The 15,627-nt window shown below is 69.1% G+C and carries 11 protein-coding genes; 4 read left to right on the top strand and 7 right to left on the bottom strand.

Features of this window, described 5'->3' with window-relative positions:
* The coding region (locus O9Y01_RS19305) for a hypothetical protein (protein ID WP_269633230.1) at positions 1–1,288 on the top strand (1,288 nt) is incomplete at its 5' end.
* Between the two features lie 202 nt (positions 1,289–1,490).
* On the opposite strand, the gene udk is transcribed toward O9Y01_RS19305, so the two are convergent.
* From udk to O9Y01_RS19290, 3 genes are all read right to left on the bottom strand, one after another.
* Positions 1,491–2,132 (bottom strand): uridine kinase, encoded by a 642-nt coding sequence (gene udk, locus O9Y01_RS19300; RefSeq protein ID WP_269633229.1) that lies wholly within the window; start codon positions 2,130–2,132, stop codon positions 1,491–1,493.
* A 219-nt stretch (positions 2,133–2,351) separates the two neighbouring features.
* Entirely contained in the window at positions 2,352–4,238 is a 1,887-nt protein-coding gene (locus O9Y01_RS19295) for a DUF885 domain-containing protein (protein ID WP_269633228.1), read from the bottom strand.
* A gap of 80 nt (positions 4,239–4,318) precedes the next feature.
* Positions 4,319–6,241, bottom strand: a complete 1,923-nt coding sequence (locus O9Y01_RS19290; RefSeq protein ID WP_269633227.1) for a bifunctional 2',3'-cyclic-nucleotide 2'-phosphodiesterase/3'-nucleotidase — start codon at positions 6,239–6,241, stop codon at positions 4,319–4,321.
* 226 nt (positions 6,242–6,467) lie between these two features.
* On the opposite strand from O9Y01_RS19290, the gene O9Y01_RS19285 reads away from it, so the two are divergent.
* The 3 genes from O9Y01_RS19285 to O9Y01_RS19275 all read left to right on the top strand — a co-directional run bounded on the left by O9Y01_RS19285 (position 6,468) and on the right by O9Y01_RS19275 (position 10,292).
* Complete coding sequence (locus O9Y01_RS19285; protein ID WP_269633226.1) at positions 6,468–7,739, top strand: 3-methyl-2-oxobutanoate dehydrogenase (2-methylpropanoyl-transferring) subunit alpha; 1,272 nt, start codon at positions 6,468–6,470, stop codon at positions 7,737–7,739.
* A 65-nt stretch (positions 7,740–7,804) separates the two neighbouring features.
* Positions 7,805–8,809, top strand: a complete 1,005-nt coding sequence (locus O9Y01_RS19280) for an alpha-ketoacid dehydrogenase subunit beta (protein ID WP_269633243.1) — start codon at positions 7,805–7,807, stop codon at positions 8,807–8,809.
* Between the two features lie 106 nt (positions 8,810–8,915).
* Complete coding sequence (locus tag O9Y01_RS19275; protein WP_269633225.1) at positions 8,916–10,292, top strand: dihydrolipoamide acetyltransferase family protein; 1,377 nt, start codon at positions 8,916–8,918, stop codon at positions 10,290–10,292.
* Between the two features lie 66 nt (positions 10,293–10,358).
* On the opposite strand, the gene O9Y01_RS19270 is transcribed toward O9Y01_RS19275, so the two are convergent.
* Genes O9Y01_RS19270 through O9Y01_RS19255 form a run of 4 tightly spaced genes read right to left on the bottom strand, consistent with a single transcriptional unit; the run spans position 10,359 to position 15,626 of the window.
* Positions 10,359–12,053, bottom strand: coding sequence for an asparagine synthase-related protein (locus tag O9Y01_RS19270; protein WP_269633224.1), 1,695 nt, complete (start codon positions 12,051–12,053; stop codon positions 10,359–10,361).
* Positions 12,053–13,501 carry a lipopolysaccharide biosynthesis protein gene (locus O9Y01_RS19265; protein ID WP_269633223.1) on the bottom strand — a complete coding sequence of 483 codons (1,449 nt, stop codon included), beginning with the start codon at positions 13,499–13,501 and terminating at the stop codon, positions 12,053–12,055. Before O9Y01_RS19265 ends, O9Y01_RS19270 begins: the two co-directional genes overlap by 1 nt.
* 21 nt (positions 13,502–13,522) lie before the next feature.
* On the bottom strand, positions 13,523–14,455 hold the full coding sequence (locus O9Y01_RS19260; protein ID WP_269633222.1) for an AAC(3) family N-acetyltransferase: 933 nt from the start codon (positions 14,453–14,455) through the stop codon (positions 13,523–13,525).
* Positions 14,442–15,626, bottom strand: coding sequence for a hypothetical protein (locus O9Y01_RS19255; RefSeq protein WP_269633221.1), 1,185 nt, complete (start codon positions 15,624–15,626; stop codon positions 14,442–14,444). Before O9Y01_RS19255 ends, O9Y01_RS19260 begins: the two co-directional genes overlap by 14 nt.
* Between the last annotated feature and the right edge of the window lies 1 nt (position 15,627).

Raw genomic sequence — 15,627 nt, 5'->3', positions numbered from 1 at the left:
ATGGGGCCGCTGGGCCACGTCCCGCCTGCCGAGTTCGAAGCCAATTACCATCGTCAACGCGCTGGTCAGGCCGCGAACGTCTGACTTAAACCAACTAGCCTCCGCGGAAGCCGGGGCGATTCAGACGGTCGTGTCCACTCCGGCTGATCCGGTGTGGGTGACGGAGGCAGAGGGCCTGGCGGATTCAGGCGGGGTGGGGGCTTTCATTTGCTCGATTGGACCCTTCGAGTCTGACGCTGAGCAATCGGTAGCCGGTCCAAGCTCGGAGCCGCTCAGCTGCCCCACAATGCCAACGATGTTGAATACAACCGAAACTAGACTTCAAGCTCCAGGGGTTCAGTCACTCGTGTGGGATGGTGAAGTGTTGGTGGACTGGGTGGCTGGTGGCGGCAGGTACTTGCTCGATGGTTCTGCCGTGCCCCGGTCGATCTACTATGCGTACCCCTTCGATTCGGCAGTGTCGCTAGCGGGCAGCACCTATGCCGCCATCTATTGCGCCGGACAGACCAAGGCGCTCATCCTGCGTGACGGAGAGGTCCATCGCGAGGTGAACCGGAGCTACTACCAGGCCAACGCGTACGAATACCCCATCTGCATATTCCGAACGAGTTCGGGGCGTGAGGTCTTGGCGCACTGCCCGGATGACTATTGCCGCTTGCAAATCGAAGACCTGACCACCGGCGAGGTTCTGACCCAATCTGATGCTCGGAACCCGCGCGACTATTTCCATTCCCGCTTACTCGCCGCTCCAAACGGCCAGTACCTCGTCAGTGCCGGATGGGTGTGGCATCCCATGGACGATGTCCATCTCTACAGCGTTGAGGAGGCTCTGAATGACCCTTGCCATCTAGATGGTGCAGGGCTAGGAATCAAGGCGTGGGCCGAGGAAAGCAGCGCGGCATTTCTGCCAGACGGGAGGCTGGTTGTCGCGCTCTACGGCATCGAGTCAGACGACGGGGAATCGACGAACCAAGGCTCCACCGAGCTGAGAGTCTTCGAAACGAGCCGGCCGCAGGAACCGACTACCGTCTCGATGCCAGGAAGACTGGGGACCATCGTCTCGGTTGGCGACAACCATGTGATGGCGCTGTACGGCCATCCTCGTCTTATCGACTTGCGGACTGGAGTCACAGTTCAAAGCTGGCCCCATATCGCATCTGGCAACCGGGCCAGCAGCATCTTCGGCGCATCTGCAGCTACGCCAGCGATGGCTTTTGACCATGTCGGCCACCGCTATGCCTTTGCCGACGCCTCGGGCATCACGGTCCTTCAATTCAATCCTGATTGAGCGACGAGCCACGCACTGCTGGCTTCCCCAATTCAAGGGCATTTGCGCACTGGAGCCACCTCCGACCGGTCAATCGGCAAAAACTGCTTCTAGCGGCGGCAGATGACCTCCATGGCTGGCGGGCCGACCGACAGCGAGCGCCACTCCCGCGCCCTCCAAGTGCCTGCTCAATCCTGACCCCCACCGCGGGTCTGTGGCTCAGTCAGCCCCGCTCGTCATCCTGCAGCAGGCTCTTCACTTTGGTGGTGATGATGTCCACCGCCGGGCCGTTGGCGCCGTGCGGAAGGATGACATCGGCGTTGCGTTTTGTCGGCTCAATGAACTGCTTGTGCATGGGGCGCACGGTTTCCAGGTACTGGTTCACCACCGACTCGGTGCTGCGGCCGCGCTCCGAGATGTCGCGCTGCAGCCGGCGGATGAAGCGAACGTCCGAGGCCGTGTCCACATAGATCTTCAGCGACATCATGTTGCGCAGCTTGGTGTCGTACAAGGCGAACAGGCCCTCGACCACGATCACCGGTGCGGGCTTCACGGTGATGGTTTCGCTGGAGCGGTTGTCGGCCGCGAAGTCGTACACCGGCATCTCGATCGCCTCGCCCTTGCGCAGCGCGGCCAGGTGCTGTGCCATCAGGGGCCAGTCAAAGGCATCGGGATGGTCGTAGTTCTGCTTGCGCCGGTCTTCCGGCGGCATGTGGGACTGGTCGCGGTAGTAATCGTCCTGCATCACCACCGCCACCTTCTCCGGCCCGATGGCCGCCAGCACCTGGCGCGTCACCGTCGATTTGCCGCTGCCGCTGCCTCCAGCGACACCGATGACGAAGGGCTTGTGAGTGGTCTTGGGCATGAGCTTGTACTGCGTGAGGGGGCGAAGGCACGAACTGTACAAGCTGGCGCGGGTCGGCCTTTGCTGGACCCATTCCGGGCCTGCCCGGCCTCAGGCGGCACCGTTGCCACTTCTTGCAGCACCCCAGGCCCAGCCCCGTAGGCATCGGGCCTGTGGCACGCGCTCCAAGGGCCGTCCCCAGACTTGTCCACAGAAGCTGTGGACGCCTGGGGCGGTGGCTCAGCGCATGAGCTCCCGGATCACGGCCACCGGCGCGCTGCCGTAGCTCAGGAACTGATCGTGGAAGGCCTTGAGGTCGAAGCGGTCCCCCAGGGCCTTCCGGCGCTCCTCGCGCAGGGCCATGATCTCGCTGTAGCCGCTGAAGTAGCTGGTGAGCTGGACCGAGGTCAGCTGCACGCGGCGCCACTTCTCGCGGGCCTCCTGCTCGGTCTGGAAGGCGCGCTGGGTCAGCAGGGCGATGGCCTCGTCCTGCGTCATGCCCAGCACGTGGACGCTGTAGTCCAGGATGGTGTTGGTGACGCTGCGCAGGTTCCACTTGCAGTACATGAGCCACATCTCGGGCGCATGCTCACCGTAGCCGGCCTCCAGCATCATGCGCTCGCCGTACACGGCCCAGCCCTCGATCATGGCGCCGTTGCCGAACAGGGCCTTCACGAGGGACGGCGACTTGTTGGCATGGACCAGCTGCGTGTAATGACCCGGAATGGCCTCGTGGATGTTCAGGATCTGCAGGATCCAGTGGTTGTACTCGCGCAGGGTGCTCTCGGCCTGTTCGGGCTTGAGGTCGTCCAGCGGGGTGACGTTGTAGTAGGTGCGATCCTGCGGGCGGTAGGGGCCGGGCGCCTCGATGCTGGCGCCGGCCACGCCGCGCTGGTAGGCGGGGGTCTCGCGCACCTGCAGGGGCTTCTTGGGGTCGATGGTGAGCAGGTCTTTTTCCTGGACGAAGGCCTGCAGCTGCGGGATCTGCTGGCGGATCTCGGCCAGGAAGTTCTCGGCCTTCACGTGCTTCACGGACAGCGCCTTGATCACGCGGTCGATCTTCTCGATGCGGTCCGCGGGCTTGGGCGCCTCGCCCTGGGTCTTGCTCCAGAGCTGGTCGGCCAGCTCTTCCATCTTCGCCAGCAGCTGCTCGCGGGTGGCCAGGGCCTTCTGGTAGGTCTGCTCGGCGCTGCTGGCGGACTGGATGTCCAGCTGGAACTTGCGCTCGTACAGCTCGCGGCCCAGGCGGAAGGAGCGGGCCTGGCCCTCCTTTCCATGGAGGCTGGCCAGCTTCTCGTCCAGGGCCTGCAGGCGCTGCTGGTAGCCCTTGACGGCGCTGCGGGCGGCGGCCAGGGCCGGAGCCAGGGCCTGGCGATCGGCTGCGGCCAGCTTGCGCTCGGCCTGGGCCGTCTTCTCGATCTCGTCGAACACGGCCAGGGTGCCGTCGATCTGGCTCACCGCCAGCTGGGTGTGTTCGCGGGTGGGTGTCTCGAGGCTGGCATAGGCCGCGTCGTAGTAGGCGGGCACGGCCTTGAGGCGCGTGATCAGGGCCTTGAGGCGCTGGGCCTTGGGCGCGTAGTCGGTGTTCAGGATCAGGTCCATGGCACCGGCCACGTTGTAGTTGGACGGGTTCCAGGCGAACTCGCGCAGGGTCTCCAGGGCGAAGACGTCGGAGGCGACCTTGTTCTGCAGCAGGGCCAGGTCGGTGCGCGCGCGGTCCGACAGCGCCTCGGGCTTCAGGGCGGCGAAACGCGCCTGCCACAGCTGGGCAAAGGCCAGGGCCTTCTGGCGGCTGGCGGCATCCGGCGCGGGCAGGCGGGCGGCGCCGTCATAGCGGCCGGCGATGAGGGCGGCGTCTGGGTCCAGCTTCCACAGCGCCTCGATGAACTGTTGGGCGAGGCGGTCGAAGGCGCGGTCGGCCGCACTGTGCGTGCCGGCATGGGCAGCCTTGCCCGGCGTGGCGCCGGTGTGGGGGGCGGTGACTGCCGCCAGGGCGGGCGGGGCCCAGGCCAGGGCCAGCGCGGCGCTGAGCGTGCCCAGCTGCAGTCCCAGGCGGGTCCACGCAGCACGGAGGGGCAAGGAGGAAGAGGGCGGGGCAGCGCGCATGGTCAGGCTTTCAAAGGTCATGCGCCCCGGTCGGGCGCGAGGCGGCAGCATAGCGCTCCAGTCCCGCGCTGCCCCTCCGTTGCTGCCCCAGTGCGACTTGCTCAGGGGCGAAGTTCGAACACCGCGTAGCCCTCGCTCGCGTCCTCGATCCAGCGCAGGCGGCCTCCCTCGGGCAGCAGGCGGCGCGCGGCCGGGCTGCCGCGGAACTGTGCCCGTGCGCCCTCCGGCAGCTGCAGCGTCCAGCGGCCTTCGTCGGCCTCGGGAGCGAAGGCCTGGCCCGACTGCAGCAGGCGCTGCAGGGCCTCGCGGTTCTCGTCCGGGGCATCCAGCACGATGCGCTCCGGGCCCGCCCCGGGGAAATTGCCGCCGCCGCCGGCCCGGTAGCTGTTGGTGGCCAGCAGGAAGCGCTGCTCATCCCGCACGGGCTCGCCGTGATGACGCAGCTCGCGGATGCGGTGGGTGGTCACCGACGGCACCCGCTTGCCGTCGGTGCCATAGCGGGCGGGCTGGGCGAGGTCGATCACATAGTCCAGGCCCAGGATCACGTCGTAGTTGAAGCTGGGCTGGGCCTCGTCGATCAGCGCCTGAGCCTCGGCCTGCCCGGGTGCCAGCTGCCGGAACTGCGCGGCGGAGCGCTCCAGCCACTCCCGCACCTCGGCGCCGCTGAGCTGCAGCACCTTCAGCGTGTTGGCGTAGGGGTAGAGCTCGGTCACATGCTTGACGGACATCGGGCCCGGGGCGATGTCCACATAGCTGCTCCAGCCCTGGCGCCCGCCGCTGCGGAAGGGGGCGGCGGCGCTGAGCAGGGGCAGGTCTTGCCAGCGCGTGCCGCGCAGGGCCTCGCGGGCATAGACCCGCTGGGCACGGGCGACGAGGGCCAGGGCTTCGGAGGGCTGGATGACGTCGAAGTAGCTGTGCAGCGGCCGCGGGGCCTGGGCCACGGTCTGGCGGATCTGCGTCAGCGTGGCCTGGTGGGCGGGCTGGAGCAGGGCCTCCAGGGCGGTGTCGGGTTTGCCGTGCTCGTCGCGCAGGGCGCGCAGGCTGCCCTGGCTGTCTGTCACGCGCCAGCGGCCCGCGCGCTTCTCCAGGCGCAGGTCGATCACGCCCAGGTGGCTGCCCCAGCTGCCGGGCATCACGGCGGGCACGCCGTGGATGCGGCCGTGGACCAGGTCCGCCCCTGCGTGCCGGGCAAAGGCGGGGCTGGGGAACTCGGCATGGGCGTGGCCCAGCAGCAGGGCATCCAGGCCGGGCAGCCGGGCGATGTCTCCCGCGCGGTTCTCGGCGCCCTCGGCCTGGGGGGCGGCGTCGTAGCCGGAGTGGGCGAGGGCGACGACGAGGTCCGCGCCCGCGGCCCTCAGGCGGCGGATCTCGCGGCGGGCAGCCACCACCATGTCCTCGGCCACGACCCGGCCCTGCAGATGCTGGCGGTCCCATTGCAGGATCTGCGGCGGCAGCAGGCCCAGCACGCCGATGCGCAGGTGCTGCGGCCGGCCCTGATCGTCCCTGAAGTCCCGCTGCAGCAGCGCACTGGGCGCGAAGACCGGCTTGCCGCTGCGGGCCTCGCGCAGATTGCTGCTGATCACGGGGAAGCCGGCCTGGGCGTAGGCCTGCTTCAGGAAGGGCAGGCCGAAGTTGAACTCGTGGTTGCCGATGTTGGCCGCGTCATAGCCCAGCAGGCGCAGGGACTGCAGGGCCGGGTGCGCCTGCCCCGCGACGCCCTGCTTCGCAATCACGTCGCCCATGGGCGAGCCCTGGATCAGGTCGCCGTTGTCCAGCAGCAGGTGGTTGGGCTGCTCGGCCCGTGCCTGGGCGATCAGCCGGGCGGTGCGCGAGAGGCCCTGCGTGGCGCTGGGCTGGTCCTGGTAGTAGTCGTAGGCCAGCAGGTTCATGTGGATGTCGCTGGTCTCCAGCAGGCGCAGCCGCAGGGTCTGGGCCTGCAGTCCGGCGGCCAGGCTCAGGCCGAGGAGGGCGAGCGCGCCATGTCTCAGCCAGGGCGTTCGAGGGGTGGGGCGTCGTTCTTGCATGGGGCGAGGGTAGCGCAGACCGGCGTCGCGCCCCGGCCGCTGCCGCGCTTCAGGCTTTCCCTGATTCATAGCCTGGATCATGGGGATTGGCCGACGGATGCGGTACGCTGCCCGGGCGCACCGGCGTCTGGCGATCCCAGGCCTGTCCGGTGTGGGTGGCAGCGCCCGACCCGGTGGCTGCCAACTGCCTGAATTTCTGCATGGCATCACCATGCGGGAGCGATGTATGAGCGACAAGAACGAGCCCGGTGCGGTGCGCGCGCCGCTGCGCTTGCACGTGCCGGAGCCCACGGGGCGGCCGGGCTGCCACACGGATTTTTCCTATCTCAAGATCAGCGCGGCGGGCGAGGTGCCCCGGCCGGCGGTGGACGTGGCCCCGGTGGACACCGGCGACATGGCCCACAAGCTGATCCGCGTCCTCAACCAGGACGGCGAGGCCTGCGGCCCCTGGGCCCCCGAGCTGAGCGAGGCCCAGCTCAAGCGCGGCCTGCGGACCATGATGAAGACCCGCATCTTCGACGGCCGCATGCTCATCGCCCAGCGCCAGAAGAAGCTGAGCTTCTACATGCAGAGCCTGGGCGAGGAGGCCATCGGCAGCGCCCATGGCATGGCCCTGGAAGAGGGCGACATGTGCTTCCCCACCTACCGCCAGCAGAGCCTGCTGGTCGGCCGGGACGACGTGCCGCTGTCCGAGCTGATGTGCCAGCTGCTCTCCAATGAGAAGGACCCGCTCAAGGGCCGCCAGCTGCCGGTGATGTACTCCATCAAGCGCGCCGGCTTCTTCTCCATCTCCGGCAACCTGACCACGCAGTTCGTGCAGGCCGTGGGCTGGGGCATGGCCAGCGCCATCAAGGGCGACACCCGCATCGCCTCCGGCTGGGTGGGCGACGGCGCCACCGCCGAGAGCGACTTCCACAACGCCCTGGTCTTCGCCCACGTCTACCGCGCGCCGGTGATCCTCAACGTGGTCAACAACCAGTGGGCCATCTCGACCTTCCAGGCCATTGCCGGTGGCGAGGGCACGACCTTCGCCGCGCGTGGCGTGGGGGCAGGTATTGCCTCCCTGCGCGTGGACGGCAACGACTTCCTGGCCGTCTATGCCGTGACCCGCTGGGCCGCCGAGCGCGCCCGCAGCAATCTGGGACCCACCCTCATCGAGTGGGTGACCTACCGCGCGGGCCCGCACTCCACCTCGGACGACCCCAGCAAGTACCGCCCCTCCGACGACTGGACCCGCTTCCCCCTGGGCGATCCCATCGCCCGCCTCAAGCAGCACCTGATCCGCCGCGGACTGTGGTCCGAGGAGCAGCACACCGCCCTGCAGGAGGAGCTCGAAGCCGAGGTGCTGGCCGCGCAGAAGCATGCCGAGAGCTTCGGCAGCCTGGCCGATGGCCACATCCCCAGCATCGCCTCCATGTTCGAGGACGTCTACGAAGACATGCCCCGGCACCTGCGCGAGCAGATGGCCGAGGCCCAAGCGTTTGGAGGCCGTCAATGAAGGCTGAGCAACTCCCCATCACCCAGGAGCAGGAGGCGCAGGACGCCGAGGGCAAGCCCGTCAACATGACCATGATCCAGGCCCTGCGCTCGGCCATGGACGTGATGCTGGCCCGCGACCCTGACGTGGTCGTCTTCGGCCAGGACGTGGGCTATTTCGGCGGCGTGTTCCGCTGCACCGACGGCCTGCAGGCCAAGTACGGCTCCCAGCGCGTCTTCGATGCCCCCATCTCCGAAGGCGGCATCGTCGGCGTGGCCGTGGGCATGGGTGCCTATGGCCTGCGCCCGGTGGCCGAGATCCAGTTCGCGGACTACTTCTATCCGGCCTCCGACCAGATCGTCTCCGAGGCCGCGCGCCTGCGCTACCGCTCGGCCGGCGACTTCACCGCGCCGCTGACCATCCGCATGCCCTGCGGCGGCGGCATCTACGGCGGCCAGACGCACAGCCAGAGCCCCGAGGCGCTGTTCACCCACGTCTGCGGTCTGCGCACGGTGATGCCGTCCAATCCCTACGATGCCAAGGGCTTGCTGATCGCCGCCATCGAGTGCAACGACCCGGTGATCTTCCTGGAGCCCAAGCGCCTCTACAACGGCCCCTTCGACGGTCATCACGACCGCCCGGCCACGCCCTGGACCGGCCATCCCAAGGCCCAGGTGCCGGAGGGCTACTACACGCTGCCGCTGGACAAGGCCACGGTCTACCGCCCCGGCCAGCAGCTGACGGTGCTGGCCTACGGGACCATGGTCTACGTGGCCGAGGCCGCCGCGAAGGAGACGGGGCTGGACGCCGAGATCATCGACCTGCGCGCCCTGTGGCCGCTGGACATCTCGACCGTCGTGGAGTCCGTGAAGAAGACCGGCCGCTGCGTGATCGTGCACGAGGCGACCCGCACCAGCGGCTTCGGCGCCGAGCTCTCGGCCCTGGTGCAGGAGCACTGCTTCTACCACCTGGAGGCGCCCATCGAGCGCGTCGCCGGCTGGGACACGCCCTATCCGCACGCCCAGGAGTGGGACTACTTCCCCGGCCCCGCCCGCGTGGCCGCGGCGCTGCGCCGGGTCATGGAGTCCTGAGCATGCAGCGCATGAAGGAGCAGCACGGCGCCCGCGCCGGCGCTCGTGAGCAATCGCGCCCTCGGGCGCAGCAGGGTCGCGCGATCGCGGCCCGGCAGGAGGTTTGATGAGCATTCATACGATCAAGATGCCCGACATCGGCGAAGGCATCGTCGAAGTCGAGCTGGTGGCCTGGCATGTGAAGCCGGGCGATGTGGTGCGCGAGGACCAGGTCGTCGCGGACGTGATGACGGACAAGGCCACGGTCGAGATTCCGTCCCCGGTCAAGGGCGTGGTCCAGCGCCTCGGTGCCGAGGCCGGCACGGTGATGCGCGTGGGCTCGGCGCTGATCGAGATCGCGATAGAGGGCGCGGCACCGGTGGAGACTGCGCCGGCCGCTGCAGCGGCCCCGGCACCCGTGCCGGCCCCTGCGCCCGCCAAGGCCGAGACCGCTGCGGTGGCCGCCGTGGCCGCGGCACCAGCACCGGCGCCGGCACCAGCACCAGCACCGGCCGCGCCCGCAATGCCTGCGCATGCGCCGGCTGCGCCCGCCGTGCCGGGCACCCGCCCCATCGCTTCGCCCTCGGTGCGCCGCCGTGCCTGGGAGCTGGGCGTGGACCTCTCCCGGGTGCGCGCCACCGGCACCGCCGGTCGCATCATGCACGCGGACGTGGAGGCCTTCGCGGCCGCCCATCCGCAGGGCTTGCAGCCGGGCAGTGGCGCCCCCTTCGCGAACGTGCCGGGCGCCACAGCGGCGGCCGCTCCCGTGCGGCCCAGCGAGCGCCATCTGGTCTCGCCCCGCGGTGACGGCATCGAGGCCAGCAAGGTCACGGGCCTGCGTCGCAAGATCGCCGAGAAGATGCAGGAGAGCAAGCGCCGCATCCCGCACTTCAGCTATGTGGAAGAGGTGGACGTCACCGAGCTGGAAGCCCTGCGCGAGCGCCTCAACGCCCTGCATGGCAAGACCCGCGGCAAGCTGACGGTGCTGCCGCTGCTGGTGCGCGCGGTGTGCCGCTCGCTGCGCGACTTCCCGCAGATCAACGCGCGCTTCGACGACGAAGCCGGCGTGGTCAACCGCTACGAGGCCATGCACCTGGGCATCGCCGCGCAGACGCCGTCCGGGCTGATGGTGCCGGTGATCCGCCATGCCGAGGCCCTGGACCTCTGGAGCTGCGCGGCCGAGATCCGCCGCCTGGCAGAGGTGGCGCGCACAGGCAAGGCCACGCGGGACGAGCTCAGCGGCTCCACCTTCACCATCTCCAGCCTGGGGCCGCTGGGCGGCATCGTCACCACGCCGGTGATCAACCATCCCGAGGTGGGCATCCTGGGCGTGAACCGCATCGTCGAGCGGCCCATGTTCAGGAGCGGCCAGGTGGTGGCGCGCCTGCTGATGAACGTGTCCTCGTCTTTCGACCATCGCGTGGTGGACGGGCAGGATGCGGCCGAGTTCATCCAGTCCATCCGTGCGCAGCTGGAGGCGCCGGCCACGCTGTTCATCGACTGACGCAGCGCAGCGCCAAAGACAAGGGCGGCCCGCGGGCCGCCCTTTTGCATGGCGAGGCAGGCCCGCTCAGCGGCTGGCCTGCTCCACGGCCTCGGCGTAGCGGCCGTAGAAGCTCTGGTCGCGCAGGCCGGACTTGGTCAGCACCCAGGCCGCCAGCAGGTTGCCGCGCGACAGCATGGGGCTCTTGGGCTGCAGGGCCGAGCTCAGGCAGTGGGCCGTGTGCTGGTCCTTGAGCATCTTGGTGTCGTCCTCGTCGTAGCAGGCTTCCCACTGGTAGCGCAGCTTGAGTTCCTGCGGCACGGGAACGGGGCAGGGATCATGGCCCGGATAGGCCTGCCAGGGCACCTGCGCGATGGGGCCGGGCAGGGCCAGCAGGATGCGGTTGTAGACGCGGTGGTTGAGCAGGTCCTCGTTGGGGCCGGCCAGAACCTTGGCGATGACGCGGGCATCGAAGAAGGGCAGGGCGAAGTCGAAGCCCTTCTTGTGCACCGTCTCGAAGTGGCCGATCAGGTGGCGGCGCTGGTCGTTGAGCAGCAGGAACAGGTAGGCGGCCTTGGCCGGCACGCGGTCCCAGCGGCGCAGCTCCGCCGCGACCTCGGTCTGCAGGCGCCGCGCCAGTTCGCGGTAGCGCGGGCGCAGCGCGCGCGAGGGCACGCCCCACTTGTTCTTGCGGCACAGCAGGGCGGCCGCCTCTTCGTAGCGGCGCTCGGTGGCCAGCTGGACGATCTGCTCGTCCAGGTAGACATGGCCCAGGCCCACGCTGCCACCATCGCCCGACCAGATCCGGCGGTCGAAGTTGCGGCCACCGTCCTGGGCCTTCCAGGCGGAGATGGTCTGGATCTGCTTGCTGTCGAAGTTGTCCGGGCCCAGCGGGAACTCGAAATGCCGCGTGCCCAGGGCTGCCGCGGCCATGCGGCCGAAGGTGAGGTCCTGGGTGTCGCTGGGCGCGAAGTTCAGCGTGTTGAGGCGGATGCCGCTGTGGGCCAGGCTGGCGGCGATCAGGCGCGAATCCATGCCCCCGGAGAGGAAGGCCGTCTGCTCCTGCGCTTCGCCCTGGCGGTCCTGCACGGCCTGCAGGAAGGTCTCGTAGAGCTCGGTCTCGTAGGGCTTGCCCGCGTCCAGTGGGGTCAGGTCTTGCCAGTCGTGATAGGTCTGGCGATGGGCGCCGGCAGCGGTGGCTTCAATCAGCTCGGCGCCGTAGCAGGCGCGGATGCCCAGGTAGCGCGTGCGCTCGGCCAGGGGGAAGGCCATGGAGGCGATCTCGAGCACGCCCTGCGGGTCCGGTTCCAGCACGATCACCTCGCCCATGCCCTGCAGCAGCCAGCGCGCATTGGTGAAGAAATGGATGCCGCGGTGCTGGCCGGTGTAGAGGGTGCGCACGCCCAGCTTGTCAGTGAAGGCGTGGAGGCGGGCGTGCTTGGGGTCCAGGCGCAGGCCGCAGAAGGTGCCGTGGGACTGCTCCAGCAGGCCGCGCAGATCGCCCTGGGCGAAGTGCACCAGGGCTTGCGTCTGCGACACGCGCTGGCCGCCTTGCTGCAGGATGGGCTCGCCGGCCAGCAGGGCCAGGCTGCCATCCTCCAGACGGTGATGGGAGACCGGGGCCCAGATGCCCAGCTCGTGCCACACGGCGAAGAGCCCGGGGGCTTCGGTGGCCTCGATGGGGGCAGCGCCCAGTTCACGGCGCAGGGCAGCGGAGGCCGCGGCCTTGAGCCGCTGCAGGTCCTCCGGGGTGCCGCCGACGGCCGCAAAGAAAATCGCCATTACGAATCCTTGTTCAAACGGGTGGCCAGCTGCGCCTGCAGCCACTGCCGGAAGGCGCGGTCCACGACGAGCAGCGCCAGCACATAGCTCAGCACCCCCAGTGAGCCCGGCACCAGCAGCTGCCACAGCGGCTGTGCCGGCACGAGATGCCTGGCGGCCATCACCACGCCCACCAGGGGCAGGCAGGCCAGCAGGCCGTTGCGGAAGGTGCCCAGGACGGAACGCAGCGGCAAGTCTAGCAAGCGGGCGCTGCGGGGGGAGTTGAGCAGGAAGACCAGGGGCACGCCCACCGTCCAGGCCGCAGCCAGGCCATTGGCGCCCCACAGCAGGCCGCCAGCGGCAAAGCCCAGGGGCATCACCAGCGCGCCGGTGATCGTGTTCCTGAAGTCGGCGCCGGCATGGCCGGTGGCAATGAGGGCGGTGGCCAGGATGGCACTGCACAGGCGCAGGGGCACGGCCAGCGCGATCAGCTGCAGGGCCGGTGCCGCGTCTGCCCATTGCTGACCGATGACCAGCAGCACCAGCGGCTGGGCCAGCAGGGCCAGCAACGCGCAGCTGGGCAGGGAGACCAGGTTCAGCGCACGCAGCCCCTTCAGCAGCTCGGGCGGCACGGCCTGCCCGCTGTTCTTGAGCTTGGCGATGGCGCTGAAGGCGACCTGGTTGACCACCTGCATGGACTTCTGCAGCGGCAGCGAGGCCAGCGTGAGCGCCACGGAATAGAGGCCCAGGGCCGCTGTGCTCAGCAGCTTGGCGCCGATCAGCACGTCCACCTGGGACATGAACCACCAGGTGAAGCGGCTGGCCGTGAGGTTGCTGCCATAGGCCAGCAGGCCGCGCAGCTGGCGGAAGTCGGCATTGGGCCAGACCCGCGTGTGCGAGCGCAGGTGCAGCACCAGGGTCCGCACCAGGGCCCCGGCCAGGTTGCCCAGCAGCAGCGCCCAGACGCCATGGCCGGCATAGGCCAGACCCAGGGCGCTGAGGCTGGTGACGATGACGGAGGCGATGTCGGCGAAGGCGATGGCCTTGAAGTCCATCTCCCGGCGCAGCACCGATTCCGGCACCGTGCTGAGCGCCGAGATGAGGAAGATCAGCCCGGCCGGCCGCAGCAGCTCCGCCAGGCGCGGATCATTGAAGAAGTGCGCCAGCGGCGCCGCACCCAGCCACAGCGCCCCGTTGAGCACGGTGGCCACCGCCAGCATGGCGCCGAAGACCGCGCCGCAGGTCCGGCGGTCCAGGGTCTCGCCGCGCACCAGGGCCGAGCCAAAGCCGAACTCGTTGAGGTTGGACAGCAGGGTGATGACCATCATGGTCATCGCCATCAGGCCGTAGTCGCTGGTCTGCAGCAGACGCATGACCACGATGGTGGAGCCCCAGCTGAGCAGCTGGCTCATCAGCTTGCCGATGGCGGACCATTTCAGGCCGTGGAGGAAGCGATCGCGTATCTGCATCGATGGGATCGGCGCCCGGCCTCAGGCCGGCAGGCGCGACAGCTCCTCGGCCGTGGTGTAGATGGTGAGACCACGCTGCGCGTCCTGCTCGAGGTGGCGGTAGAACTCGTCGGCCTGGATCCACCAGGAGCGCGCCGGCCCCACCTGGCCGGGATGCAGGATGCCCGCCTTCAGGTAGCGGTCGTAGAAATGCTGGCGCAGGTCGCCGCGGGACTTGTGGTCGATGCGCTGGCCCTGGAAGGCCGGGTCCAGCGGACGCACCGGCACCGTGATGTCGCGGCCCTGCCAGTCTTTGCAGGGCATCTTGAACGTCTCGGACATGCGCACCGGCAGCGGGAAGCGCTCGTCCATCAGGTCCTCGACCAGGTGATAGAACGTCACCGGGCCCATGCTGATGCCCAGGCCCAGGATCTTGGCCTTGTGGTGCACACAGCGCTCCCAGGGCGACAGCCGGCCGCACACCGAGGCCGCGAGATGGTGCTGGCCCACGATGTCCTCGGCCAGCGGCCCCAGGGCCGAGACGGAATGCGTCGGGTGAATGCTGCGGCGGATGCCGGGCATCTTCAGGAAGGCCGCGGGCAGGGCGCCCAGGTTGGAGCCATGCTCGCGCGGGTCGAAGACATAGCCCTGCATCTTGCAGGTGGCGTAGATGGTGCCGCCGGGCAGGTAGTAGGTCGGCACGACCAGAGTGCCGCCGGGGCTGATGGCCTCGTGGATGGCCTCCAGCACCGCCGTGGGGCCGCCCTCCACATAGCCCAGGCTCTTGAGCGAGGAGTGCAGCATCACCGTGTCACCCGGGACGATGCCCATGGCGCGCAGGCCGGCGACGATCTCGGCCTTGCTGGTGTGCGGCTGCTCGGCCTTGAGCTCGGCGCTGCGGCGCCGGGCGCGCCAGGCGTTCAGCAGGCGCCGCAGGGGCGCCTTGATGCGCTCCTTGAGATCAGGCGCGGCCATCGATGTCCTGCTCCAGCAGATTGGCGTCGATCATGAACTTGGCCGCCCAGTTGAGGTACTCCCACTGGCCGTAGTCGCCGTCCACAGGGAAGGAACCCTTGACGCCACCGCGCTGGTCCTCGGGACCGTCGATGGCGATGGCGCGGCGCACGTAGCGGTTGGCCAGCTTGGCGGCGTCGCGGTACTTCTTCTGGCCGGTCAGCTCGTAGAGCATCAGCCAGCTGTGGGCGATCTGGACCTCGCCGGTCAGGCAGGACCAGTCCACCGCGGCGGACCAGTCGGGCTTCAGGCGGCCGGGGATGAAGCCGTCCGGGCGCAGGGCCGTCATCAGGCCGTCGGCGGTCTTGATGGCGCGGCGCAGAATGTGCTCGTCCTTCGTGAAGCGGTGCGCTTCCATGAAGCCGCGCAGGGCGTAGCCCAGGGTGTGGGTCAGCGGGGTCGCGGGGATGTTGAGGCAGCAGTTGGCCAGCCAGCCATTGGCCTGCTGCTGCGTGAAGGCCCATTCGACCTGCCGCAGCGCGGCCTCGGCATAGCCCTGGTCGCCCACGTGGCGGGCGGCCTCGAACAGGCCCCAGGAGACGTGGGTCTCGTAGGTCTTGTCGCCGCGCTCGGCGAAGGGCGTGGCGTGCTTGCGCCAGCAGCCGTCGGCGTCCAGCGAGTCGCGCAGGAAGGCGGCGGCCTTGTTCATCGGGGCCAGGTAGGGCTCGCCGAAGGCGCCGACGCCCGAGGCCAGGCCGATCAGGATCTGGCCGGTGTTGAAGGTGACGGGCACGCGCGGCGTGGCGTTGATCTTGCCGCCCATGAAGCCGCCCTCGGGGAACTGGATGGACACCAGCCAGTCCAGCATGCGGCGGGCGCGCTCCAGGGAGTCGGGGTCCTGGAAGCGCTGGCCGCAGTCGATCATCGTGGAGACGATGTAGCCGGTGGTCTCGGGGTAGGACACGGCCCAGCCATTCTTGAGGCTGAAGTCGCGGGCCACGCCGCCATCGTGCGAGGCGGACTGGTCCTGGGCGCGCTTGAGCCACTGCAGGGCGGCCTTCACGGCGGCATCGATGCCGGGGTCCTGGGCGGGCAGGCCGCGCGCGTCCCGGGCGGCTTCGGCCTTGGCCTCGGCGGGCAGGCTGGCCTGCTCACGCCAGTTGCGGAGAACCTGTTTGGCTGCGTTCAACATG

Origin of the sequence: Pelomonas sp. BJYL3 (assembly GCF_027257975.1) — a bacterium.
GTDB classification, from domain to species: Bacteria; Pseudomonadota; Gammaproteobacteria; order Burkholderiales; family Burkholderiaceae_C; genus Roseateles_B; species Roseateles_B flavus.
This window is presented reverse-complemented; position numbering and strand designations above follow the sequence as displayed.